The organism is Comamonas sp. w2-DMI, from assembly GCF_040187735.1.
Classification (GTDB): Bacteria; Pseudomonadota; Gammaproteobacteria; order Burkholderiales; family Burkholderiaceae_C; genus Comamonas; species Comamonas terrae.
The window spans coordinates 1-24,741 of sequence record NZ_JBANEL010000034.1 but is presented as its reverse complement, the minus strand read 5'-3'; the positions used below and the strand labels follow the sequence as shown (position 1 = coordinate 24,741).

Sequence of the window (24,741 nt, the reverse complement as noted above, 5' to 3'; positions counted from 1 at the left end):
CCGCACCGAAGGAGTCTCGTATGTCCTGCAACCATGACCCTGCAGTTTCGCCCCATGCCCTGCTGAGGCTGGCCCGGCGCCGCGCCGCATGAAGCTGGGCTGGTATCTGCATGCCACGGTCTATGTTCTGGTGAACCTGGGCCTGGCCGCGCTGGCGGCGCTGCATGGCCGGCACTGGGCGATCTACCCCGCCGTCTTCTGGGGCCTGGGGCTGGCCATTCACGGTGCGGCCGTCTGGCTCTGCAGTCCCCGCGGCACACTGTGGACGCACCTGGTAAACAGGGAGTTGCGCGCCCTGCAAAGCCTGACTACAAAGTAGCCTTCAATCCCGCCCCACCATGCCAAGCACCTATCGCGCCATGGCGCCACCTGCTCTCGCTGCGGCCTCCCGCCCGGCCACGCTGCTGCGCCACGGCGCCATCACCGCAGCGGTATGCCTGCTGATCACCCTGGTCCTGACGCTGATGGAGCAAGGCCGCTGGGATGTGAATCTCGTCTATTCGCTGGCCATAGGCCTGCCCAGCTGGTTGACCATCGACCTGGGCAGGATGTGGCTGAGCCGCGGCAGCGACATTCCCTGGCCCGGAGGCTGGCGCGGAGTGGCGCTGGTCGCCTCCGGCATCGCGCTGGGCTTTGCGCTGGGCAACTGGGTCGGCCAGGCCTACCAGGCCCATGCGCAGCCCGGGCAGCGGCACGCGCCCATGCTGCTGTTTCCCATGGTCATCACCATCGTCACCAGCGCCGGCATGTCGGTGGTGTTCTATCTGGTCGGCAAGTCGCGCTATCTGCAGGTGCAGGCCGAGCAGGCGCAGCGCCAGGCGGCCGAGGCCCAGCTCAAGCTGCTGCAGACCCAGCTGGAGCCGCACATGCTGTTCAACACCCTGGCCAATCTGCAGGTGCTGGTGGCCAGCGACCCTGAACGGGCCCAGGCCATGCTCCGTCACCTGATCGCCTACCTGCGCGCCACGCTGGGCGGATCGCGCAGCCAGATGCACAGCCTGCGCGAAGAGTTCGAGCGGCTGGACGATTACCTGGCCCTGATGGCCATACGCATGGGAGAGCGCCTGCGCTACACGCTGGAGCTGCCCGAGGCCCTGGCCGCCACGCCCGTTCCCACGCTGCTGCTGCAGCCGCTGGTGGAAAACTGCATACGCCACGGCCTGGAGCCGCAACTGGCCGGCGGCAGCATCGCCGTGGCGGCGCGCATGCTGCAGGAAGGCCAGGGCGTACGGTTGGAGCTTTGCGTGCGCGATACCGGCCGCGGCCTGTCCGAGCATCCGGCCGCTGCGGCACCCGCCGCAGCTTCGGGCTTCGGCACCGCCCAGGTGCGCGAACGGCTGCTCAACTGCTACGGCGAGGCCGCCCGCCTCGAGCTCAGTTCCGCAGACGGCGGCGGCACGCTGGCGCGCATACTCATTCCCTTGCACACAAACCACCAGGAAATCTGATGCACGCACCCCGCGCACTGATCGCCGAAGACGAACCCCTGCTGGCCCAGGCCCTGCGGCAGGCGCTGGCCCAGGCCTGGCCCGAACTGCAGATCGCCGCCACCGTGGGCGACGGGCTCAGCGCCGCGCAGAAAGCGCTGGAGCTGCAGCCCGACATCCTGCTGTTCGACATCCGCATGCCGGGCCAGAGCGGCATAGACGCCGCAGCCGAAGTGGCCGACGCCTGGCCCGACCGGCAGGCCCTGCCGGCCCTGGTCTTCGTGACGGCCTACGACCAGTATGCGATTGCCGCCTTCGAGGCCCAGGCCGTGGACTATGTGCTCAAGCCCGTGCAGCCCCCGCGCCTGGCGCAGACCGTGCAGCGCCTGCAGCGCTGGTGGGCACAGCGGCAGCGGCAAGACGGCGCGCAAACGCTGGAGCAGCGGCAGCAGCAGGAACTCGAGCATCTGCGCCAGTTGCAGCAGATACAGCTGCAGTTCCAGCGACAATTCCAGCAATCGGCCCCCGCACCGCTGCAGTTCATCCAGGCCAGCGTGGGCAGCCAGATCCACATGGTGCGCATGCAGGACGTGGTCTACCTGGAAGCCGCCGACAAGTACATACGCGTGCTCACGGCGCAGCAGGAATACCTGATCCGCACGCCGCTCAAGGATCTGTTGCCGCAACTTGACGGCACGCAGTTCTGGCAGATCCACCGCGGCTGCGTGGTCCAGGCCGCCAGCATTGCCAGCGTGCACAAGGACGAGGCCGGGCGCATGTGGCTGCAGCTGCGCCAGCGCCCCGAAAGGCTCGCGGTCAGCCGCCTGTACGCCACGCGCTTCAAGCCGATGTGAGCTCGGTTACGCCATCCCAGGCAAGCCCCTGCATGCGGTCCCAGTGCGCCACGATGATGCAGCGCGGCGGCTCGCCCGCCGCCACCCGCGGCGCCTGATGGCGCCATGCAAGGTCCGCCAGCGCCTGCTGCACATGGCGCACCGCAGGCAGGTCCAGCGCGGCCAGCGGCTCGTCGACCAGCGTCAGCGCGGCGCCGCTGGCCCAGCCCGCCGCCAGCCACAGCTTGCGCAGCGAGCCGGCCGACAGCCCCCGCAGCGGCTTGTGGCCGTGGCCCAGCAGGTTCAGCGCCCCGGCATGCGCCTCCCAGGCCGGCTGCGACCAGCGCGGATACCGGGCGGCCTGGCCTGCCACCCAGTCATCCATCCGGCATCCGCGTAACACGGCATCGAGCTCGGCGCGCGGATCCTGCCAGAAGATTTCATGCGCAGGCAGCGGCCCGGCGGCAAAGCGCAGCTCGCCCGATTGCAACGCAAGCTGACCGGCCAGCACCTTGAGCCAGCTGGTCTTGCCCGTGCCCTCGTCGCCCTGCAGCAGATGCAGGCCCGCTGTCCATTCATGGCTGGCGTCGCGCGCCAGCGCCCGGCCCGGATAGCCGAAACACAGGCCTCTTGCCGAGACCATGAGCGGCCCAGGCCGTCGATCCACTTCACTATTCATAGCTGCCTGCGCTTGATGCATCTGCGTTTACTGGCAATTTTCCTCAATACCATCGGGCACGCCATGCCCATGGCATGCCGCGTTCTCCAGCGCACTATGCCATGGCGGACTCTCCCGGGCTTTGCCGTCCACGGCGGCCGGCATCCAGGCTGCAGCAAGCCATCCTGACACCGGCAAACGCCCGCCAGGGCCCAAGGCCCGTCATGGCGCGGCCCGGTGGGAATGGCAGCACGCACCGGCAGCAGCCGCTGGTTTTCCGGCCTGCATGGGCTCGTAGCGGTCGTGGTGGCGCACCCATTCCATCTTGTGGGGCACATCGCGCTCGCCCCGGCCCCAGGGAAGAAGATCGAGCATGGCATAGGTGCCCATCATCACTTCCACGCCGCGACCGTAGGTCGAATAGGTGTGGAAGATGTTGCCTGCGCCATCCTGGCAGAACACGCTGATTCCCGGCCACTCCTCGCCCACCCAGGGCCATTGGCCATAGTTGTAGTCGACATGGCCGCTGGCCACTTCCTGCGGCGTGAAGGTGACACCGAAGTCGCGGTTGAAGTCCGTGCCATGCGAGGACACCCACTGGAACTGCCAGCCCATGCGCTGGCGGAAGCGCTCGATCTCGGGCAAGGTCGCGCGCGAAACGGCCACAAAGCGGACATCGCGCTGCGCCAGATGCACGGACATGCCATCGACGTGGTCGGCCATGAACGAGCAACTGGGGCAGCCCTGCTCCCAGCCCGGCACGAACATGAAATGCTGCACCAGCAGCTGGCTGCGGCCTTCGAACAATTGCCCCAGCGAACGCGGCCCCTCGGGCGTGTCGAACACATAGTGCCTGTCGATGCGCCGCCACGGCAGTGCGCGGCGTTCGCGGGCGATCTGGTCGCGCAGGCGGGTCAATTCCTTCTCGCATTCCAGCAGCGCCTTGCGCCTGATCATCCACTGGTCAGGGGACACGACAGGATGGCTGGGGCCCGCTGCTTCGGTTGTGCTGATGTGCATGATCTACTCCTTGGCTCCAAGGGCCGCCCGGCTTGCGGGCCTGTGCGGCCGTTCATCGGCGGCCCGGCCGGTTGCGAGCGGCGCCGTGGGACACAACTCTATGCAATCAGGCGCACAGCGGGGAGTAACAAGATTGTCGTGATTGCACGGCTGCAGGACATGGCGCAGGCTTGCAGCCTGCCCGTTTCAGGCTCGCATCCAGGGCAATGTGCCTGACGGGCCACAATACCCCTTCTTGCCCGACCCGCATCCATCTCCACACGGGCTGAATGCAGCCACCCTTCCATGCGCAATCAACCGCCCCCCTTCCACGGCAGCTGCCTTTGCGGCCAGATCAAGTACGAGGTGCGATCCGAGATCAAGGCCGTCACGCATTGCCATTGCAGGATATGCCAGAAGGCCCATGGCGCCGCGTTCGGCTCGTACGGCAGCGTTGCGCTGTCCGACTTCTCGTTCACCGACGGCCAGGCATGGGTACGCAGCCATGCGTCCTCGCCGGGCGTGGCGCGCACCTTTTGCGGTGCCTGCGGCTCTCCGTTGACCTGGCACCAGGCGGATGGCGAATGGGCGAACTGGATCTCCCTTGCCCTCGGCACGCTGGACACGCCATTCACGCCGCACAGGCATCGGCAGGCACACGCGGGCTCGCGGCCGCCATGGAGCCCCGACGGTGGCCACGCAGGCTCTAGCCCAGCCGCGCCGCCACAAAGTCGATAAAGCTGCGCAGCTTGGCGCTGGGCCTTGCTTCGGGCAGCCGCACAAGATGCACCGGGCGCGTGGGAAGCTCCCAATCGGCCAGCAGCGGTATCACCTGCCCTGCTGCGATCGCCGGCGCCAGCAGCGAGTCCGCCTGCATGACCACGCCCATGCCTGCCAGGGCCGCATTGAGCAGCGCCTGGCCGTTGTTGGTGCTGAATTGCCCGCTCACCGGCACTTCCACGACCTCTGCTCCCCGAGTGAAGCGCCAGGCATGGCGCGGGCCCCAGACGGCAAAATTGAGCAGCGGAAATTTCTCCAGCTCCGACGGGTGCGCCGGCATGCCATGGCGCTCCACCCACCCGGGGCTGGCAACGGCGAACATGCGGGACGCGGCCAGCGGGCGCGCAATCAGGCCCTCGTCGATGGAATGGCTCATGCGCACGCCGCAGTCAAAGCCTTCTTCGGCCAGATCGACCAGGCGGTCGTTCAGGTTCAGTTCCACCTTCACCTGCGGGTATGCCGCGAGATAGTCGCCAATGATCGGTGTGAGCCGGTGGGCGCCAAAGGACACGGGCGCCGTGACCCGGAGCGTGCCCTGCGGCACCGCGCGCAAGGTGTCGGCGATGCCGTCGGCGGCCTGCACGCTGGCCAGCACGTCGCGGCAGCGCTCGAGGTAGGCCGCGCCAATTTCGGTGAGCCGGTGCCGCCGCGTCGTGCGCTCCAGCAGCCGTGCGCCCAGCTGCGTTTCAAGCGCCTGGATGTGCTTGCCCACCATCACGGCCGAGAGATCCAGCTTCGTGGCCGCCGCCGCGAAGCTGCCTGCATCGACCGTGGCCACAAAGACTTCCATCGCGCGCAGCTTGTCCATATTGCTAATTTTTGGTTTTGAATTCGCAAACTATATGCATGTTTATCAAAGCACCACTTCGTAAAAAAATTCCTCCATCCATTTTTTAAAAGGAACGGGTGATGAAAATCCTGGTGATCGGTGCAAGCGGCACCGTGGGCCGTGCGGTGGTTGCCGCGCTGGCCGGACGGCATGAGGTGATTCGCGCAGGCCGCGGTCATGGCGACTACCGCGTCGACATCACGCGCGACGACAGCGTGGAAGATCTGTTCAGGGAAACCGGTCCACTGGACGCCATTGTTTCGGCAGCCGGTGGCCTGCACTTCGGGCCTCTGGCGACGATGCGGCCTGCGGACTTCAACATCGGCCTGCAGGACAAGCTGCTCGGCCAGGTGCGCCTGGCGCTGCTGGGCCAGCATGTTCTGCGCGACCGCGGCTCCATCACGCTGACCACGGGCATCGTGGCCGAGGAGCCCATTCTCCAGGGCGCCAATGCAACCGCCGTCAATGCGTCGGTCGAGGGTTTTGTGCGCGCGGCGGCGATCGAGCTGCCGCGCGGCCTGCGCATCAATGCCGTGAGCCCGACCATGCTTACGGAATCACAAGCCGCTTACGGGCCGTTGTTTCCGGGTTTCGAGCCGGTGCCGGCAGAGCGCGTCGCACTGGCCTATGTGCGCAGCGTGGAAGGCCCGCAGACAGGACGGGTCTACCGCGTATGGCAGTGAGGACCACGGCGGCTTTCGGGCGGCTGCCGCAGCGCAGCGAAACCGCGGATCTGCAGCCCGAGGGCCGCAAGAAAATTGCCGCAAGCAGCGCCTGAAGGCCCGCGAAGGAAGGGCCGCAAGTTAGCATCCGGTGCCTATGCCGCAAGCAAATTTACAAGGAGCCTTCAATCGTGGCACTGGACTATCTGGATTTTGACTACAGCGAAGACGAGGAAGGCACGGGCACCTGGGATGCCATGGCCAGCGTGGGCGCGGCGCGCGTGCCGGCTCTCGCGGCCGAAGTGGAACGGCTGCTGCGCTGGGCCAGCCGGGACTTCAAGGGCCGCCAGGGCGCCGTCGACGAAGGCGGCGACTGGGACTACGACCTGCAGGCCCAGGACGATGCGGGCCAGCCGCTGACCGCTCGCTTCGATGAGGCCAGCGGCCGCCTGGCGCTGGAGGCATCGGCCACCGGCCGCACCACGGTCACGCTGTCGCTGTCGGGCAGCAGCTGGTTTGGAGAGGCACTGCGCAGCGCCTTCGAGCTGAACGATTAACGCCCGCGACTGCTCATGAAACGGGCACCCTCCCAGCCAGAGGCGGCGAGCAAGGGCCGCCCCGCAGCAAGGCCGTCGCCTCCCCCTTCCAGGGGGAGGCGCAAGGCGCCTCAGGGGGCTTTCCACTTCCCGGCCACATTCTTCAATAGCGTGTTCACCGCCGTCAGGCGCCGGTTGCGCACATTGATCAGATTGTTCTCGGCGCCGAGCACCGTGGTCTGGGCCGACAGCACGTTTAGATAGGCCACGGTGCCGGCCTTGTACTGGTTCTCGGCCACGGTCAGCGCCTTGCGCGCGGCGGCCAGGGCTTCGGCCTGCACCTGCTGCTCCTGCGCCAGCTGGCTGGCGGCCACCAGGTTGTCCTCCACCTCCTGCAGCGCCGTGATCACGGTCTGCTTGTAGGTGGCGGCGGCCAGGTCCAGCGCGCCACGGGCCGACTCCACGGCCGCCGAGCGCGCACCGCCGTCGAACAGGCTCATGGCCAGCGCCGGGCCCAGCGACCAGAACAGGTTGGGCGTGCTCAGCAGGTTCGACAGCGTGGAATTGCGGTAGCCGGCCGAAGCCGACAGGGTCAGCGACGGGAAGAAGGCCGCGCGCGCCACGCCGATCTGGGCATTGGCCGCGGCCACGCGCCGCTCGGCCGCGGCGATGTCGGGGCGCTGCTCCAGCAGGGTCGAAGCCAGCATGGCCGGCACGGCGGGCGGCGCGGGCAGCTGCGCGGTGGCCGGCAGGCTGAAGGCCGCCGGCGCCTTGCCCAGCAGGGCCGCCAGCGCATGCTCGTACTGGGCGCGCGTGATCTGGGCCTCCAGCAGCTGGGCCTGGGTGCTCTTGTACTGCGCCTGCGCCTGGGCCACGTCGGCCGACGAAGCCACGCCGGAACGGTAGCGGTTGCGCGTGAGCTGCAGGCTTTGCTCATAGTTGGCCAGGGTCTCGCGCAGCAGGCGGTCCTGGGCTTCGGCGGCGCGCAGCGAGAAATAGGTCTGGGCCACCGAGGCCTGGGCGGACAGGCGTGCGGCCGCGAGATCGTCGCTGCTGGCCTGGGCACTGGCCCGGCTCGCATCGACCTGGCCCGACAGCCGACCCCACAGGTCCAGCTCCCAGCTGGCGTTCAGGCCCAGCGAGAAGGTGTTGTTGATGGTGCCGCTGCGCGCGATGTTCTCGTTGTTGGAGTTGACATAGGTGCCGCCGCCCGTGAGCGCGCGCGAGCCGCTGCCCGTGGTGCCGAGCGTGGGAAACAGGCCGGCGCGGCTGCTGGCCACCGCGGCCTGGGCCGTGCGCAGGCGCGCCACGGCCTGCTCCACCGAGGGATTGGCGGCCGCCGCTTCTTCCTGCAGCCGGTTCAGCGTTTCATCGCCATAGACGGTCCACCATTTCTCGGGCACCGCGTCCAGCGCTGCCGCGTCCGCGCCATGCCGCGCAGGCTGCCAGATGCCGGCCTGCGCGGCCTCGGGCGTGGCTTCCTTGAACTGCGCGGGCACATCGAGCCTGGGCACTTGGTAGGTGGGCTGCAGCGAGCAGCCGGCCAGCGTGGCGCCGAGCGCCAGCACGGCCAGGGTGGTTGTCGAATTCAAAAAAGTGAGCTGCTTGCGCTTTTGCACGCTGGGTTTGCAGGCAATCTGTTTCATATTTTCAGCCAATGCTTTCATGGTCACTCTCCCGCGGGCAGGGCTGCTGCCGGGCTGCCGCGCCCGCGGCCCGGCCGCCGGGCCCAGGCACGCCGCGCGGCCTGTCGCGCGCGGTCCAGCAGCACGTAGACCACGGGCGTGGTGTAGAGCGTGAGCAGCTGGCTGACCAGCAGGCCGCCGACGATGGCAATGCCCAGTGGCTGGCGCAGCTCCGCGCCGTCGCCCCGGCCCAGGGCCAGTGGCAGCGCGCCGAAGATGGCGGCAAAAGTGGTCATCAGTATCGGACGCAGGCGCAGGTCGCAGGCGCGGTAGATGGCCTGGGCCGATGTGACATGGCCGCCCTTTTCGCGCTCCAGCGCGAAGTCGATCATCATGATGGCGTTCTTCTTCACGAGGCCGATGAGCAGGATCACGCCGATGAAAGCGATCAGCGAGAACTCGGTCCGGCACAGCATCAGCGCCAGCAGCGCGCCCACGCCGGCCGAGGGCAGCGTGGAGAGGATCGTCAGGGGATGCACGAGGTTCTCGTACAGCACGCCCAGCACCAGATAGATGGTGATGATGGCTGCCAGGATCAGCAGCGGCTGCCCCGCCAGCGCCTGCTGGAAGGCTCCGGCCGAGCCGGCGAACGAGCCGCGGATGGAAACGGGCACGCCCAGCTCGGCAATCGCGTTGCGGATGGCGTCGTTGGCCTGCGACAGCGACACGCCGGGCGCGAGGTTGTAGCTGACGGTGCTGGCCGGCGTGCCGCCCTGGTGGTTGACGGACAGCGGCGTGCTGGTGGTCGTGATCTTGGCAAAGGCCGTGAGCGGCACCTGCTTGCCGGCGCTATTGACGAAGAAGAAGCCGCGCAGCGTTTCGGGGCTCTGCAGGTATTGGGGCGCTGCCTCCATCACCACGCGGTACTGGTTGAGCGGGTTGTAGATCACGCCGACCTGGCGCTGGCCGAAGGCGTCGTTGAGCGTGTTGTCGATCTGCGCCACGGTCAGGCCCAGGCGCACGGCCTGGTCGCGGTCGATCACCAGCGTGGTCTGCATGCCGTTGTCCTGCACGTCGCTGTTCACGTCGGTCAGCTCCGGCAGCGTGGAGAGCACCTGGCGTATGCGCGGCTCCCACAGGCGCAGCTCGGCGTTGTCGTCGGCCTGCAGCGTGTACTGGTAGGAAGCCATGCTCTGGCGCCCACCGATGCACACATCGGTCTGCGTGATCATGAACAGGCGTGCGCCGGGCTCGTTCTTGAGCTTTTCGCGCAGGCGGTTGATGACCTCGTCGCTCGACACCTTGCGCTCAGGCAAAGGCTTGAGGGACATGAACATATTGGCCGCATTGGCCTGGCCTCCGCCCGTGAAGCCCGTCACGTATTCGACGGCAGGGTCTTCCTGCACGATGGCCAGGAAGCGCTGGATGCGCCGCTGCATGGCCTGGAACGAAGTGGACTGGTCCGCGCGGATGAAACCCATGACGCGGCCCGTGTCCTCGCTGGGCATGAAGCCCTTGTCGATGGCCACGTACAGATAGACGTTGAGGCCCACCACGCCCAGCAGCACGGCGATCACCAGCGGCTGGCGGCGCAGGCACCAGGCCAGCGTCCTGCGGTAGACCGAGGTCATGCCGTCCTCGAAGCGGCCGATGGCATCCGAGATGCGCTGCCAGAACGCATGCCATCGGCTGCGCCACGGGCTGGCGGCGATCTGCGCGCGCCGGCGCGCCTCCTGCTCGGGCGTGCGCAGCAGGGCCGCGCACATCATGGGCGTGGTGGTCAGCGAGACCACCATGGACACCAGGATGGCCGAGGCCATGACCACCGAAAACTCCCGGAAGAACCGGCCCACGATGCCGGCCATGAACAGAATGGGCACGAACACCGCGATCAGCGACAGGCTCATGGAGACCACGGTGAAGCCGATCTCGCGCGCGCCGTCCAGCGCCGCGCGCATGGCCGGCTTGCCGCGCTCCATGTGGCGCAGCACGTTTTCCAGCACCACGATGGCGTCGTCCACGACAAAACCCGTGGCCACGGTGAGGGCCATCAGCGAGAGGTTGTCCAGCGTGTAGCCGCACAGGTACATCACGCCGAAGGTGCCCAGCAGCGAGGCCGGCACGGCCACGGCCGGGATCAGCGCGGCGCGCGCATTGCGCAGGAACACGAAGACCGCCATGATCACCAGCGCCACCGATATCGCGAGGGAGCGCTCCACTTCCTTGACCGAGGCGCGCAGCGTGGGCGTGCGGTCCGAGATGATGGTGATGTCTATGGCCGCGGGAATCGAGGCCTTGAGCTGGGGCAACAGCGCACGCACCTTGTCCACGGCCTGCAGGATGTTGGCATCGGGCTGCTTGAACACCTGCAGCAGGATGGCCGGCTTGCCGTTGGAGACGCCGTAGTTGCGCACGTCCTGCACGGAGTCGGTCACCTCGGCCACGTCGCGCAGCTGCACGGCATTGCCGTTCTTCCAGGCCAGCACCAGCGGCGCATAGTCGGCCGCCGTGCGGGCCTGGTCGTTGGTGGCCACCTGCCAGTAATGGTCCTCGCGCTCCACCGCGCCCAGCGGGCGGTTGGCATTGGTGCTGGAGATCGCCGTGCGCACCTGCTCCAGCGAAATGCCGTTGGCCGCCAGGCGCAGCGGATCGAGCTCCACGCGCACGGCCGGCAAGGCGCCGCCGCTGATCGAGGCCTGGCCCACGCCTTCGACCTGCGAGAGCTTTTGCGCCAGCACCGTGGACGCCGCGTCGTACATCTGGCCGCGCGTGAGGCTGTCCGAAGTCAGCGCCAGGATCATGATGGGCGCGTCAGCCGGGTTGACCTTGCGGTAGGTCGGATTGCTGGGCATGCCCGAAGGCAGCAGCGTGCGCGCCGCGTTGATGGCGGCCTGCACGTCGTGCGCGGCGCTGTCCACGGTGCGCGACAGGTCGAACTGCAGCGTGATGCGCGTGCTGCCCATGCTGGAGCTGGACGTCATCTCGTTGACGCCCGCGATCGCGCCCAGCGCCCTCTCCAGCGGCGTGGCCACCGTGGCCGCCATGGTGTCCGGCGCCGCGCCCGGCAGGCTGGCCGTGACCGAGATCGTGGGATAGTCCACCTGCGGCAGCGGCGCCACGGGCAGCAGGAAATAGGCCATGCCGCCGGCCAGCGCCATGCCTATGGTCAGGAGCATGGTGGCGATGGGGCGGAAGATGAAGGGGGTGGAGATGCTCATGGGCGTTGGCTCCCGCTTGCGCCCGAAGCATGCGATCTGCCTGCTTTACTGACAGAGGCCGGGTCTCGCCCCGGCGGGCGACTCCCTTTCTTGCTCGTGCAAGAAAGGAAGCAAAGAACACACTCCTGCTGTCTGCGACCCTTCGCTTCGCTACGGGCAACCTGTGCCACCCAGTTCAAGCTGCGGTGCGCCCCAACTCGCTGCGCGCCTTTGGCGCTACGCTCAGACAAACGGGCGCGAGTCAGATCACGAAGCGGCTGCACTCTACGGTGCAGCCGCCCGCAGCCTGAACTGCGCGTCACAGGCGCAGACACAAGGAGAAGCACAGCCGGCTCCCAGGCCGAGCGCAGCGACGGCCCGTACGCCCCCCCCTTCTGGCTGCGCCTGCGGCACAAGGCTTGCGGGGTGGCGTTTGCACCGCAGAGTGCAAACGCTTCGTGGACTGACTCGCCGCCGTTTGTCTGAGCGGAGCGCCGCAAGGCGCGCAGCGAGTTGGGCGGCGCATCCCGCGAGCCTTGTGCCGCAGGTTGCCCCAACGCTTGAGCGTTGGGGTCGCAGACAGCAGGGGCGCGCTTCTTTGGGTACTTTCTTGTCGCGCGACAAGAAAGTACCTCGCCCGCCGGGGCGAGACCCGGCCTCTGTCCGTAGGGACGGCATGCCGCGTGCAACGACAAAAGGTCCGCTCTCAAACATGCCCGCCCTCCACTTCATCCTCGCTGCGCGGCGTGTGCTTGACCGCCGGCAGGCCGCGCCTGATGCGCCACTGCTCGGCCCAGCGTTCGAAGGTCAGGTAGATCACCGGCGTGGTGAACAGCGTGAGCAACTGGCTCACGAGCAGGCCGCCGACCATGGTCACGCCCAGCGGGTGGCGCAGCTCGCTGCCCACGCCGGTGCCGATCATCAAGGGCAAGGCACCGAGCAAGGCCGCCAGCGTGGTCATCAGGATGGGGCGAAAGCGCAGCAGGCAGGCCTGGTGGATGGCCTCGCGCGCGCTCATGCCCTCGTCGCGCTGGGCCTCCAGCGCGAAGTCGATCATCATGATGGCGTTCTTCTTGACGATGCCGATCAGCAGCACGATGCCGATGATGGCGATGATGTCCAGGTCCAGTCCCGCGATCAGCAGCGCCAGCAGGGCGCCGACGCCGGCCGAGGGCAGCGTGGAGAGGATGGTGACCGGGTGGATGGTGCTCTCGTAGAGCACGCCCAGCACGATATACATGGTGACCACGGCCGCCAGCACCAGCAGCAGGGTGTTGGACAGCGAGGCCTGGAAGGCCAGGGCCGCGCCCTGGAACTGCGCATCCACCGACAGCGGCAGCTGCCCTTCGTCGCGCATCTGCTGCATGGCCTGTTGCGCGGCCTTGACCGCATGGCCCAGCGAGACGCCGCCGGCCGTGTTGAAGGAAATGGTGGCGGCCGGCAGCTGGCCCACGTGGTTCACGGCCAGGGCCATGGGGCGCTCGCTGACCGTGGCCACCGAGGTCAGCGGCACGGGCGGGCCGCTGGTGGAAGCCGCGTAAATGGTCTGCAGCGCCTCGGGCCCGAGCTTGAACTGCGGCCCCACCTCCAGCACCACGCGGTACTGGTTGGACTGCGTGAAGATGGTGGAGATCAGCCGCTGGCCGAAGGCGTTGTACAGCGCCGAGTCGATGGCCGCCACCGTCACGCCCAGGCGGCTGGCCTGGGCCCGGTCGATCTGCACATAGGCCTGGCGGCCCTGGTTCTGCAGATCGCTGCTGACGTCGACCAGCTCGGGCAACTGGCGCAGGCGCTCCACCAGGGTGTTGGTGCTGGCCGACAGCTGGTTCATGTCGGGCGATGACAGCAGCAGCTGGTACTGCGTGCGCGCCTGGCGGTCCTCGATGGTCAGGTCCTGCACGGGCTGGGCATACAGGCGTATGCCGGCGATCTGCCGCGCATCGTCGGAAAGGCGGCGCAGCACCACGGGCATGGCATCGCGCTGGCCGTGGGGCTTGAGGTCGATCTGGATGCGTCCCGTGTTGAGCGTGGTGTTGGTGCCGTCCACGCCGATGAAGGACGAGATGCTCTGCACGGCCGGATCCTGGAGCAGGTGCTCGGCCAGCGCCTGCTGGCGCTCGGCCATGGCGGTAAACGAAATCGCCTGGTCGGCCTCCGTGGTGGCCGCGATGGTGCCCGTGTCCTGCTCGGGAAAGAAGCCCTTGGGCACCACGAAGTACAGCAGCACCGTGATCGCCAGCGTGGCAAGGAAGACCATCCAGGTCAGTGGGCTGTGGTCCAGCACCCAGCTCAGCAGGCGGCCGTATTCGGCGATGACCTTGTCGAAGAAGCGGCCCATGGCGACGGAAAAGCGGCCGGCAGGTTTTGCGCCGGCGGCACCCGGCTCGCCCTCCCCGGGCCTGTGGCGCAGCAAGCGCGCGCACAGCATGGGCGTGAGCGTGAGCGAGACCACGGCCGAGATCAGGATGGCCACGGCCATGGTGATGGCGAACTCGTGGAACAGGCGTCCGACCACATCGCCCATGAACAGCAGCGGGATCAGCACCGCGATCAGCGAAATGGTCAGCGAGATGATGGTGAAGCCGATCTGCCTGGCGCCCTTGAGCGCGGCCTGCAGCGGCGGTTCGCCCTTTTCCACGAAGCGGGCGATGTTCTCGATCATCACGATGGCATCGTCCACCACGAAGCCCGTGGAGATGGTCAGGGCCATCAGGGTCAGGTTGTTGATCGAAAAGCCCGCCAGGTACATGACGCCGAAGGTGCCCACCAGCGACAGCGGCACGGCGACGCTGGGAATCAGCGTCGCCGAGGCGCTGCGCAGAAACAGGAAGATCACCATCACCACCAGGGCGATGGCCAGCGCCAGCTCCCACTGCATGTCCTCCACCGAGGCGCGGATGGTGACCGTGCGGTCGGTCAGGATCTGCACGTCCAGCGAGGCCGGCAGCGTTTCCTTGAGCTGGGGCAGCAGGGCCTTGATGGCATCCACGGTCTGGATGACGTTGGCGCCCGGCTGGCGGCGGATGTTGAGGACCACCGCGGCCGTGGAGCCGTGCTCGGGCGTGCCGGCCCAGGCGGCCAGGCGGGTGTTTTCCGCATCGTCCACGGTCTGGGCCACGTCGGCCAGGCGCACGGGATTGCCGTTCTTGAACGCGACAATCAGATTGCGGTACTCGGCGGCCGACTGCAGCTGGTCGTTGGCATCGATGGTGGAGGCGCGGCTGTAGCCGTCGAAACCGCCCTTGGCGGCCTTGACGTTGGAGGCCGCAATCGCAGTGCGCAGGTCGTCCAGCGTCATGCCGTAGCTGGCCAGCGCCGCGGGGTTGGCCTGGATGCGCACGGCGGGGCGCCGCCCGCCCGCGATCGCCACCAGGCCCACGCCCTTGACCTGGGAGAGCTTGGGCGCCAGCCGGTTCTCGACCAGGTCGTTGACGCGGATCACGGGCAGCGAGGGCGAGGTGATGGCCAGCGTCAGCACCGGCGCGTCGGCGGGGTTGACCTTGCTGTACAGCGGGGGCATGGGCAGGTCGCTGGGCAGCAGGTTGGTGCCCGCATTGATGGCCGCCTGCACCTGCTGCTCGGCCACGTCCATGGACATGTCCAGCGAAAAGCGCAGGCTGATCACCGAAGCGCCGCCCGAGCTGGTCGAGGACATCTGGTCCAGCCCCGGCATCTGGCCGAACTGGCGCTCCAGCGGCGCCGTGACGTTGGAAGTCATCACGTCGGGACTGGCGCCCGGATACAGCGTGGTGACCTCGATGGTGGGGTAGTCCACCTCGGGCAGGGCCGAGATGGGCAGCAGCCGGTAGGCCAGGATGCCGGCGATCAGCACGGCCACCATCAGCAGCGAGGTGGCAATGGGCCGGAGAATGAAGAGGCGGGAGATATTCATGATGGCCGTGGTTGCCTGTCAAGAAGAGCTGTCAGGTGCCTGCCGGCAGCATGGAAGCCAAGCGGTTCATGGCGCCAGCCATCATCGTGTACCGGCGGCGCCTGCAGGGGCCGCGGGCGCTGCCGGATGGGCGGGAGTGACAGGCTCTGCGGGCTTGCCGCCGGCCGGGCCGGCGTCGCCCGGATTGGCGTGCGGCGCGCCACCGCGGGCATTGGCGCCGTCGGCTGCGGCGGCCGGGCCTCGGCCCTCTGCGCCCGGGCCGCCCTGTGCACCGCGCTCGGCACGCAGCTTCTGGAAGAATGCCTTGCGCTCCTCGGGTGTCATGGAGGCCAGCTTGGCGCGCTGCTCGGGCGTGAGATTGCGCATCCCTCGCGGCTGGCTGGCCGCATCCTGTACCGCCTGGTCCACCTTCTGTACCTTGTCGGCCGCGATCACCGTGACCTGGGCACCTTCGCGCAGGCGATCGATGCCGTCGGTCACCACCTGGTCGCCGGGCTGCAGATCGCCCTGCACGCTGACGCGGTCGCCGTCGGTCACGCCGACCTTGATCTTGCGCTGCGTCACCGTCTTGTCGGCCTGCACCAGATATACATAGTTGTTCTGCACGGCCGTGACCGGCACGGTCAGCACGTTCTCCAGCAGATTGACCTGTAGCTTGACGTTGACGAACTGGTTGGCGAACAGCCGGTTGTCGGCATTGGCAAAGGCGGCCTTGGCCTTCACGGTATCGGTGGCGGTGTCGATGGTGTTGTCCAGCGAGTTCAGCCGGCCCTTGGCCAGCAGCTGCTTCTGGTCGCGGTCCCACAGCTCCACGGGCAGGTCCGTGCCCTCCGCGAGCTGGCGGGCCAGCGTGCCCACGTGCGCCTCGGGCAGCGAGAACAGCGCATCGATGGGCCGCACCTGGGTGATGGTGACGATGCCGTTGGCATCCGAAGGATTGACCACGTTGCCCAGATCGGCCTGGCGCAGGCCCAGCCGGCCCGCAATCGGCGCGGTGATGCGGGTGTAGCCGAGCTGCAGCCGGGCTGCATCGACCTGGCCCTTGTCCGCTGCCACCGTGCCCAGGTACTGGCGCACCAGCGCCGCCTGGGTGTCCACCTGCTGGCTGGCGATCGAATCCTGGGCCTGCAGCTCCTGGTAGCGCTTGAGGTCGAGCTGCGCGTTCTTGAGCAGGGCCTGGTCGCGCTGCAGCGACCCCAGCGCCTGGTCATAGCTGGCCTGGAAGCTGCGGGGGTCGATCTCGGCCAGCAGCTGGCCGGCCTTGACTTCATCGCCTTCCTTGAAATGCAGCTTTTGCAGTTCGCCCGAGACCTTGGCCCGCACCACGGCCGTGGCCCGCGCGTTCATGGTGCCGATGGCGCTGACCAGCACGCGCATGTCGCGCCTGTCCACCACGCCCACGGAAACAGGCTGGGCCTGGCCGGCACCGAAGGCGCCAGGGCCGCCCGGGCCGCCACGCCCGCCGCCGCGGGAACCTCTTCCGGCCGCCTGGCCGCCGGCCTGGGCCTGGGCAGTGGACGCATCGCCGCCGGCACGGTGCTTGTACCACCAGACGCCCCCCCCCTGCTGCGGCAAGAACCAGCACCAGGCCGCCGATCATGGCCGGGCTGACCCGGCCGCGTTGCGAAGATGGAGGCTGGGCGCTGAAGGAGAAAGGGCTGTGCATGGTGTGGGGCACGGTCGGGGCAACCGTGATGGCAATTGGCTTGGCGGCAATGGTATCCATTTGCAAAGCGCGCCCGGGTCGGCCATGGCCGGCTTTGCCAGCATTTACGTTCGCTTTACGAGGGATTTACGTCGCTGCATCGGCTTGCATTCCCTCGTCGGGGCGAGCGCGCAAGCCCTGCGTGCGACGGAAACTGTGCTGACTCCGGTGCAGGTAATCCCCGGCGCCAGCGGCCTATGCTTGAGGCTCAGCCAATCTGCCCGGATTGCGCCCGGCCGCGGCGGGCCGTCCCAGGCCTCCAGGCGGCATGCCATCGCCGGGCAAGGCTTCCCCATTTCTTGGTTCCAAGGAGATTATTCAATGACCGACCGTCTGACCAACCATCCCGAAGAAGCCGCCGTGCGCGTGCCCCTGGAGCTGTACATGCGCGGCCACGCCGAAGACAACGCCGAGCACATGCGCGCCGCCTTCATGCCCACGGCCCGCCTGGAATCCGTGCGCGAAGGCCCGCTGACTTCCTGGGACCTGGACTTCTACTGCCAGCGCTTCAAGAACACGCCCGCAGCCGACGAAGCCACGCGCCGCCGCACCATCGACTATCTGGACATCGTCGGCACGGCCGCCATGGCCAAGGTCACGCTGCACCACGGCGCCGTGACCTTCACCGACTATTTCCTGCTGCTCAAGACCGAGCAGGGCTGGAAGATCGCCAACAAGGCTTTCCACGCCCAGCCCCAGTAAGCCGAGCCGCAAAAAAGCCCCGCACTGTGCAGGCAGGCGGGGCTTTTTGCATCCTGCGGCCTACTTCATCAAGAGCCAGACGACGCCCAGCACCAGAACCAGCGCCAGCGCCCAGGTCCACAGCGGCAGGCCGGACTTTTCATGGGGCGGCGTGACCGGCGCGGCATCCAGCGGCGTGGTCGCGGCATTGGCCGCATCGTATTCCCAGGAGCGGGTATCGACTTCGTCGGCATCGATCTCGTCGGCCGGTACGGCCGCCAGCGCATCGTCGATGTCCTGCACAGGGTGGCGCTGCTGCAGCAGCGCATCGAAGCGGGCAAAGAAATCGTCGGCCATGTTGCGGGCCGCGCCGTCGATCAGGCGCTGTCCCAGCTGGGCGATCTTGCCGCCGACCTGGGCCTGCACCTCGTACGCGAGCAGGCAGCGCTGCGCATCACCGGGCTCCTCGGGATCGGGCGCGAGCCGCACGTGCGCCTGCCCCTTGCCGAAGCCTGCCACACCGCCCTGCCCCTCGAAGGCAATCGTGTAGCTTTCGGGCGGCACCACATCGGACAGCACAATCTTGCCGTTGAACCGGGCAGAGACCGGGCCGATCCTGACGGCCATGACCACGCTGTAGCCGCCATCCTCGGCCGGCTCGAATTTCTCGCAGCCGGCCAGGCAGGCCTTGAGGGCCTGCGGGTCATTGAGCGCCTCCCAGGCCTGTGGCTGGCTTACGGCAAGGGGGCGGCTGGCGCGCATTTCCATAAGGCTCTCCTTTCGCAGTCATCTGTCAGATTGTCATGAAACCGTGCGTTGCCCGGCAGGTAGCCCCACCGCGGGCATGGCCAGCAGCCGCGCCAGATGGCCCGCCAGTTCCTGCAGCGACTGCAGGTTGTGCACCGCCAGCATGGCATGCGCATGACGATGCAGCACGGCCGCGCCCTGGGCCAATGGGGCATACCCGTCAAAACGCAACAGGGGGTTGAGCCACAGCAGGCGCGCGCTATGGCGCCTGAGCCAGAGCAATTCGCGCTCCAGCAGTCCGGCATCGCCGGTATCCAGGCCGTCGCTGACCAGCAGCACCAGCGTGCGCCGGCCCACGAGGTGGCGTGCGCCTTCGCGGCGCAGCTGGGCCAGGCTTTCGCCCAGGCGCGTGCCGCCGCCGAACTCGGCTATGCAGGCATTGAGCTGCCCGAGCATGGCGTCGGGATCGGCCAGCGCGAACGCAGCCTCGAGATCCTGCAGCCGCGTGCCCAGGCTGTAGACATGCCGGCGCAGCAGCGGATGGCGCGCCGGGCTGGTGGCCTGGTGCAGAAAGGCCAGCAGCAGGCGCGCATAGCGTTCCATGGAGCCCGAGACATCGACCAGGGCCAGCCAGGGCAAGGGCCGCATCCGGCGCTGGCGCCGACGCAGCTGCAGCAGTTCGCCGCCCGTGTGCGCGGCCCGGGCCAGGCTGGCCTGCCAGTGCAGTTGCGCCCCGCGCGCGGCCGCAAGGCTGCGGCGGCTGCGGTAGCGCGGCAGCGGCAAGGCAATATCGCGCACCAGCTGCTGCACCAGCCGGTATTCGCTGGCGCTGAGCTGCTCGAAGTCCGCATGCCGCAGCCGCTGGCGGTCGCCGGCCGACATGGCGCCATCCAGCAGCAGCTCGTCCTCTTCCTGTGCCGGCTTTGGGGCGGTGTTGGGCCAGGCCGTGGCCATGGCCTCCTGCACGCGCGGCCGCCGGCGTGGCGCTACGGCCTCGGGCGCACGCGGCAGCAGCTGGGTCAGCAACTGCTGGGCCACCTCGGGATTGCGGAAGTAGGCGGCGAACATTTCACGGAACACGCCGCGGTCCTGCGCACGCGAGACCAGCACGGTCTCCAGCGCCGCGGCCATGTCCTCGCGCGCCAGGCCGACCAGGCCCAGGCTTTGCTGGGCCAGTGCCATGCGCTGTGCATCCACGCACAGGCCAGCGCGGCGCAGCGCGCGGCCAAATCCCACGAGGTTGGCGGCCAGCTTGCCACTGCGCGCATCGCCCCACCAGCTGGCGCGTGCGGGTCCCGGGGCGGCCATGTCAGGATTCATCCTGCGGGGCGAGCAGCTGGGCAAGCCGCTCGGGCGTGAGCGCGGCAATGTCCTCGCGCTGCTTGAACAGAATGCCGGCCGTCTCGTGCACCAGCTCGGGGTCCAGCACCAGGGTGTCCAGCGCCACCAGGGCCTTGGCCCATTCCACGCTCTCGGCAATGCCCGGCACGCGGCTGAATGCATCCGCGAAGGGCCGGCTGCGCAGCCGGCCCACGAAATCCGCCACCTGGGCCGTGAGCGCGGCGGCGGCCTCGGGCACCTTGGCCTGGACGATGGCCAGCTCGCGCTCGCGCTCGGGATAGTCCAGCCAGTGGTAGAGGCAGCGGCGCTTGACGGCATCGTGCAGGTCGCGCGTGCGGTTGCTGGTCAGAATGGTCACGGGCGGTACCCGGGCCGCCACCACGCCCAGCTCGGGAATGCTGACCTGGTACTCGCCCAGGTATTCGAGCAGAAAGGCCTCGAAAGGCTCGTCGGCCCGGTCCACCTCGTCGATCAGCAGCACGGCGCCGGGCGCGGGCGCCTGCAAGGCCTGTAGCAGCGGCCGGCGAATCAGATAGCGCGGCTGGTACAGCTCGCGCTCTCTTTCATCGGCACCGGCTTCCTGATGTCCGGCTTCCGAAGCGCGCAGATGCAGCAGCTGTGCCGTGTAGTTCCATTCATACAGCGCTTCGCGCTGCTCCAGGCCGTCATAGCACTGCAGGCGTATCAGCTGGCGCGACAGCACGGCAGACAGCGCCTGGGCCAGGGCCGTCTTGCCCACGCCGGGCTCGCCCTCCAGCAGCAGCGGCCGCTGCAAGCGCAGTGCCAGGAATACCGCCGTGGCCAGGCGCCGATCCGCGAAATAGCCCTGCTCGCGCAGGGCGGCGATCAGCGCATCGATGGACGCCACGGGGTCTTCTCCGCTTTTCATAGCTGCCAGTGCTTTCTCCACTTAGGTTTCAAGCAGTTTTCGCACTCAATATCTGAGCCACCGCACGCTGTGTCTGCACACTGATGAGCTGGGCCCGGTAGCGCGCGCTGGCATGCAGGTCGCTGTTGAGTTCGCTGTCGTCGATCTTCACGCCGGCGGCCGAATCGGGCGTGAAGCTGCGGTTGAGCGCATCCTCCAGCTCCGCATGACGGAAGACGGACAGGCCCGCGCCCGTGACCGCCACGCGCACGCCCTGGGCCGTACGGGCCACGAACACGCCCACCAGCGCAAAGCGCGAGGCCGGCTGCTTGAACTTCAGATAGGCGGCCGCCTGCGGCACCGGAAAGCGCACGCACCGGATCAGCTCGCCGCCATCCAGCGCCGTGGTGTACATGCCCTGGAAGAAGTCGTCGGCCGCGATCTCGCGCCGGTCGGTGACCACCGTGGCGCCCAGGCCCAGCACGGCGCTCGGATAGCAGGCGGCCGGATCATTGTTGGCCAGCGAGCCGCCCAGCGTGCCGCGCGCGCGCACCTGGCGGTCGCCGATGCCGCCAGCCAGCTGCGCCAGCGCCGGAATGGCGGCCTGCACCTCTCGGCTGGCCGCCACGTCGGCATGGCGCGTCATGGCGCCGATCTCGACCTGGCCGCCGGCCACGCGAATGCCGGCCAGCTCGGCAATGCCGTTGAGGTCGACGATGGCGCCGGGCTGGGCCAGGCGCAGCTTCATCGAGGGCAGCAGGCTCTGGCCTCCGGCCAGGAACTGGCCTTCGCCGGCGAGCGCTTCGGCCACCGAAGCAGGATGGCTATAGGTAAAGGCATACATGGCGATGTCTTCCTTTCTTGTCAGGCGCGCGCGGCGTCGATGGCTTCCCATACCCGGTGTGGGCTGGCCGGCATGTCCAGGTCCCTGACGCCCAGCGGATGCAGGGCATCGAGCACGGCGTTGATGACGGCCGGCGGCGAACCGATGGCCCCGGCCTCGCCGCAGCCCTTGGTGCCCAGCGGGTTGTGCGTGCAGGGCGTGCACACCGTGCCCAGTCTGAAATCCGGCAGATCGTCGGCACGCGGCATGGCGTAGTCCATGAAGCTGCCCGTGAGCAGCTGGCCCGACTCCCGGTCGTAGACGCAGTTTTCCAGCAGCGCCTGGCCTATGCCCTGGGCCAGGCCGCCATGCACCTGGCCTTCGACGATCATGGGGTTGATGATGGTGCCGAAGTCGTCCACGGCGCTGAAGCGGTCCACGCGCACCACGCCCGTGGCCGGGTCCACCTCCACCTCGCAGATATAGGTGCCTGCGGGGAAGGTGAAGTTGGTCGGGTCGTAGAACGCGGTCTCGTTGAGGCCGGGCTCCAGCTTGTCCAGGGGATAGTTGTGGGGCACATAGGCCGTGAGCGCGATCTGGGCGAACGGGATCTTGCGGTCCGTGCCGCGCACTGTGAATTCGCCGCCGGCGAAGTCGATGTCGGCGTCGCTGGCCTCCAGCAGGTGGGCCGCGATCTTCTTGGCCTTGGCCTCGATCTTGTCCAGCGCCTTCATGATGGCCGCGCCGCCCACGCTGATGGAGCGCGAGCCGTAGGTGCCCATGCCGAAAGGCACGCGCCCCGTGTCGCCGTGCACCACGTCCACGTTTTCCACCGGTATGCCCAGCCGCGCCGCCACCACCTGGGCAAACGTGGTCTCGTGCCCCTGGCCGTGGCTGTGCGAGCCCGTGAACACCGTCACGCTGCCCGTGGGATGCACGCGCACCTCGCCGCATTCGAACAGGCCCGCGCGGGCGCCGAGTGCGCCCGCGATGTTGCTGGGCGCCAGGCCGCAGGCCTCGATGTAGCTGCTGTAGCCGATACCGCGCCTGAGGCCCCTGGCCTCGCTCTCGGCACGGCGCGCGGCAAATCCCGCCACGTCGGCCAGCTGCTCGGCCTGGTCCATGCAGGCATGGTAGTCGCCCACGTCGTACTGCAGCGCCACCGGCGTCTGGTAGGGGAAGCTGGCGATGAAATTGCGCCGGCGGATCTCGGCCTGCGAGAGGTTCATCTCCCAGGCGCAGCGGCTGACCAGGCGCTCGAGCAGGTAGGTGGCCTCGGGCCGGCCCGCGCCGCGGTAGGCATCCACGGGGGCCGTGTGCGTGAACCAGGCATCGACCTCCACATAGATCTGCGGCGTCGCGTACTGCCCGGCCAGCAGCGTGGCATAGAGGATGGTGGGCACGGCGCTGGCGAACGTGGACAGATAGGCGCCGAGGTTGGCATCCGTGTGCACGCGCATGGCCAGGAACTTGCCGTTGGCGTCCATGGCCATCTCGGCATGGCTCACATGGTCGCGGCCGTGGGCATCGGAGAGGAAGGACTCGCTGCGGTCGGCCGTCCACTTGATGTTGCGGTTGAGCTTGCGCGCCGCCCAGGTCAGGCAGACGTCCTCGGCGTAGAGGAAGATCTTGGAGCCGAAGCCGCCCCCCACGTCGGGCGCGATCACGCGCACCCGGCTCTCGGGCAGGCCCAGCACGAAGGCCGTCATCAGCAGGCGCTCCACGTGCGGGTTCTGGTTGGCCACGTACAGCGTGTATTCGTCGCTGGCCCGGTTGTAGCTGCCTATGGCCACGCGCGGCTCCATGGCGTTGGGAATCAGCCGGTTGTTGACAAGGTCCAGCCGCGTGACATGGGCCGCGCCCGCGAACACCGCGTCCACGCCGGCCTTGTCGCCTATGGCCCATTTGTAGCAGTGGTTGTCGGGCGCGATGTCGTGCACCGTGGCGCCGGCAATGCGGCCCGCGGCAGCATCGGCCACGTTCACGACCGCGGGCCGCACCTCGTAATCCACTTCCACCAGCTCGGCCGCGTCGCGCGCCTGCTGCAGCGTCTCGGCCACGACCATGGCCACCTGGTCGCCCACGTAGCGCACGGTATCGAGCGCCAGGATGGGGTGCGGCGGCTCCTTCATGGGCTCGCCGTTGGTGCTGGTGATCAGCCAGCCGCAGGGCAGGCCGTTGATCTTGTCGGCCGCCACGTCGGCGCCCGTGAGCACGCCAATGACGCCCGGGGCCGCCCTGGCCGCGGTGGTGTCGACGCTGCGCAGCCTGGCATGGGCATGGGGCGAGCGCACGAAGACCGCATAGGCCTGGGCACCCAGCGTGATGTCGTCGGTGTACTGGCCGGCGCCGGTGAGAAAGCGCTCGTCCTCCTTGCGCAGCACGGCCTCGCCGATGTGCGGGAGCTTGGAAAAGTCGGATGCACCCATGGTGTGTCTCCTTGTGTCCTGGCGGGTCTGCGTATCAGGCGGACGGCGCGGCCTGCATGCCTTCGCGGCCCTTCTTGACCGCGGCGACGATGTTCTGGTAGCCCGTGCAGCGGCAGATGTTGCCTTCGAGCAGCTCGCGGATCTCGCCGTCGCCGGCCTCGGGGTTGTGGCGGCACAGGTCGATGGCGCTCATCACCATGCCCGGCGTACAGAAGCCGCATTGCAGGCCGTGGCACTGCTTGAATGCGGCCTGCATGGGGTGCAGGCTGCCGTCGGCGGCGGCCAGGCCCTCGATGGTCTGCACCTCGCAGCCCTGGGCCTGCACGGCCAGCATGGTGCAGGACTTGATGGCGCGCCCGTCGACGATGACCGTGCAGGCACCGCACTGGCTGGTGTCGCAGCCCACATGGGTGCCGGTCAGGTGCAGGTGCTCGCGCAGCGCATGCACAAGCAAGGTGTTGGGCGGGATGTCAATGCTGGCCGCGCGGCCGTTGACCGTGAACTGGACATTCATCGTGCTGCCTCCTGCCGGTGACCGGCTCGAATTGCTCCTGGGGAAAAACAGACTCGGTGCACCCCTGCATGGTCAGGTGCCGGCGCTGCGGCAGCCCTAGGCTGAATCGACATTCAATCTGTCAGCCAAGCCAGACTTGCAGCGAGGCAGAGGAATGCCATGAAGTGGGCGGCCTTGCGGTCGTAGCGCGTGGCG

At 68.2% G+C, this 24,741-nt stretch carries 19 protein-coding genes and 1 pseudogene; 7 read left to right on the top strand and 13 right to left on the bottom strand.

Annotated elements, in window-relative coordinates; genetic code table 11:
- Nucleotides 1–20 precede the first annotated feature (20 nt).
- From V8Z74_RS23365 to V8Z74_RS23355, 3 genes and pseudogenes are all read left to right on the top strand, one after another.
- Nucleotides 21–319 (top strand): annotated as a pseudogene (locus V8Z74_RS23365) (2TM domain-containing protein).
- 40 nt (nucleotides 320–359) lie between these two features.
- Nucleotides 360–1,448, top strand: a complete 1,089-nt coding sequence (locus V8Z74_RS23360) for a sensor histidine kinase (RefSeq protein WP_502879599.1) — start codon at nucleotides 360–362, stop codon at nucleotides 1,446–1,448.
- A complete protein-coding gene (locus V8Z74_RS23355; RefSeq protein WP_349711592.1) occupies nucleotides 1,448–2,281 on the top strand; it encodes a LytR/AlgR family response regulator transcription factor in 834 nt (277 codons plus the stop codon). The genes V8Z74_RS23360 and V8Z74_RS23355 overlap by 1 nt, the downstream gene beginning before the upstream one ends.
- Here the strand turns inward: V8Z74_RS23355 and V8Z74_RS23350 are convergent.
- Both V8Z74_RS23350 and V8Z74_RS23345 read right to left on the bottom strand, forming a co-directional pair.
- Nucleotides 2,268–2,927, bottom strand: coding sequence for an ABC transporter ATP-binding protein (locus V8Z74_RS23350; RefSeq protein ID WP_349711590.1), 660 nt, complete (start codon nucleotides 2,925–2,927; stop codon nucleotides 2,268–2,270). The genes V8Z74_RS23355 and V8Z74_RS23350 overlap by 14 nt on opposite strands.
- A 213-nt stretch (nucleotides 2,928–3,140) precedes the next feature.
- The gene (locus V8Z74_RS23345) at nucleotides 3,141–3,938 is read right to left on the bottom strand and encodes a DUF899 domain-containing protein (protein ID WP_349711588.1); all 798 of its coding nucleotides are present in this window, start codon (nucleotides 3,936–3,938) and stop codon (nucleotides 3,141–3,143) included.
- A gap of 285 nt (nucleotides 3,939–4,223) precedes the next feature.
- Here V8Z74_RS23345 and V8Z74_RS23340 point away from each other — a divergent pair, with 285 nt between their 5' ends.
- The gene (locus V8Z74_RS23340) at nucleotides 4,224–4,655 is read left to right on the top strand and encodes a GFA family protein (protein ID WP_349711586.1); all 432 of its coding nucleotides are present in this window, start codon (nucleotides 4,224–4,226) and stop codon (nucleotides 4,653–4,655) included.
- Here the strand turns inward: V8Z74_RS23340 and V8Z74_RS23335 are convergent.
- Complete coding sequence (locus V8Z74_RS23335) at nucleotides 4,624–5,505, bottom strand: LysR family transcriptional regulator (RefSeq protein ID WP_349711584.1); 882 nt, start codon at nucleotides 5,503–5,505, stop codon at nucleotides 4,624–4,626. The genes V8Z74_RS23340 and V8Z74_RS23335 overlap by 32 nt on opposite strands.
- Before the next feature lie 101 nt (nucleotides 5,506–5,606).
- Here V8Z74_RS23335 and V8Z74_RS23330 point away from each other — a divergent pair, with 101 nt between their 5' ends.
- Nucleotides 5,607–6,209, top strand: coding sequence for a short chain dehydrogenase (locus tag V8Z74_RS23330; RefSeq protein WP_349711582.1), 603 nt, complete (start codon nucleotides 5,607–5,609; stop codon nucleotides 6,207–6,209).
- A 170-nt stretch (nucleotides 6,210–6,379) separates the two neighbouring features.
- Nucleotides 6,380–6,745 (top strand): hypothetical protein, encoded by a 366-nt coding sequence (locus tag V8Z74_RS23325; RefSeq protein WP_066476494.1) that lies wholly within the window; start codon nucleotides 6,380–6,382, stop codon nucleotides 6,743–6,745.
- A gap of 110 nt (nucleotides 6,746–6,855) precedes the next feature.
- Here the strand turns inward: V8Z74_RS23325 and V8Z74_RS23320 are convergent, their stop codons facing one another.
- From V8Z74_RS23320 to V8Z74_RS23305, 4 genes are all read right to left on the bottom strand, one after another.
- Entirely contained in the window at nucleotides 6,856–8,391 is a 1,536-nt protein-coding gene (locus tag V8Z74_RS23320; protein WP_349711579.1) for an efflux transporter outer membrane subunit, read from the bottom strand.
- Between the two features lie 2 nt (nucleotides 8,392–8,393).
- Complete coding sequence (locus tag V8Z74_RS23315) at nucleotides 8,394–11,567, bottom strand: efflux RND transporter permease subunit (RefSeq protein WP_349711577.1); 3,174 nt, start codon at nucleotides 11,565–11,567, stop codon at nucleotides 8,394–8,396.
- 685 nt (nucleotides 11,568–12,252) lie between these two features.
- Nucleotides 12,253–15,438: an MdtB/MuxB family multidrug efflux RND transporter permease subunit gene (locus tag V8Z74_RS23310; protein ID WP_349711575.1), complete on the bottom strand. Its 3,186-nt coding sequence runs from the start codon at nucleotides 15,436–15,438 to the stop codon at nucleotides 12,253–12,255.
- Between the two features lie 81 nt (nucleotides 15,439–15,519).
- Nucleotides 15,520–17,013, bottom strand: a complete 1,494-nt coding sequence (locus V8Z74_RS23305; protein WP_502879598.1) for an efflux RND transporter periplasmic adaptor subunit — start codon at nucleotides 17,011–17,013, stop codon at nucleotides 15,520–15,522.
- A gap of 451 nt (nucleotides 17,014–17,464) precedes the next feature.
- Here V8Z74_RS23305 and V8Z74_RS23300 point away from each other — a divergent pair, with 451 nt between their 5' ends.
- Nucleotides 17,465–17,845: a nuclear transport factor 2 family protein gene (locus V8Z74_RS23300; protein ID WP_066476506.1), complete on the top strand. Its 381-nt coding sequence runs from the start codon at nucleotides 17,465–17,467 to the stop codon at nucleotides 17,843–17,845.
- A gap of 60 nt (nucleotides 17,846–17,905) precedes the next feature.
- Here V8Z74_RS23300 and V8Z74_RS23295 read toward each other — a convergent pair whose 3' ends face one another.
- From V8Z74_RS23295 to V8Z74_RS23270, 6 genes are read right to left on the bottom strand one after another with little or no spacing between them, the layout of a single operon-like run.
- A complete protein-coding gene (locus tag V8Z74_RS23295) occupies nucleotides 17,906–18,592 on the bottom strand; it encodes an SRPBCC family protein (protein ID WP_349711573.1) in 687 nt (228 codons plus the stop codon).
- Between the two features lie 33 nt (nucleotides 18,593–18,625).
- Nucleotides 18,626–19,879 (bottom strand): vWA domain-containing protein, encoded by a 1,254-nt coding sequence (locus tag V8Z74_RS23290; protein ID WP_349711571.1) that lies wholly within the window; start codon nucleotides 19,877–19,879, stop codon nucleotides 18,626–18,628.
- A 1-nt stretch (nucleotide 19,880) separates the two neighbouring features.
- Entirely contained in the window at nucleotides 19,881–20,801 is a 921-nt protein-coding gene (locus V8Z74_RS23285; protein ID WP_066476513.1) for an AAA family ATPase, read from the bottom strand.
- Nucleotides 20,802–20,829: 28 nt separating this feature from the next.
- On the bottom strand, nucleotides 20,830–21,624 hold the full coding sequence (locus tag V8Z74_RS23280) for an FAD binding domain-containing protein (protein ID WP_349711569.1): 795 nt from the start codon (nucleotides 21,622–21,624) through the stop codon (nucleotides 20,830–20,832).
- Nucleotides 21,625–21,644: 20 nt separating this feature from the next.
- Nucleotides 21,645–24,032: a xanthine dehydrogenase family protein molybdopterin-binding subunit gene (locus tag V8Z74_RS23275; protein WP_349711567.1), complete on the bottom strand. Its 2,388-nt coding sequence runs from the start codon at nucleotides 24,030–24,032 to the stop codon at nucleotides 21,645–21,647.
- Between the two features lie 34 nt (nucleotides 24,033–24,066).
- The gene (locus V8Z74_RS23270) at nucleotides 24,067–24,546 is read right to left on the bottom strand and encodes a (2Fe-2S)-binding protein (RefSeq protein WP_349711565.1); all 480 of its coding nucleotides are present in this window, start codon (nucleotides 24,544–24,546) and stop codon (nucleotides 24,067–24,069) included.
- Nucleotides 24,547–24,741 lie beyond the last annotated feature (195 nt).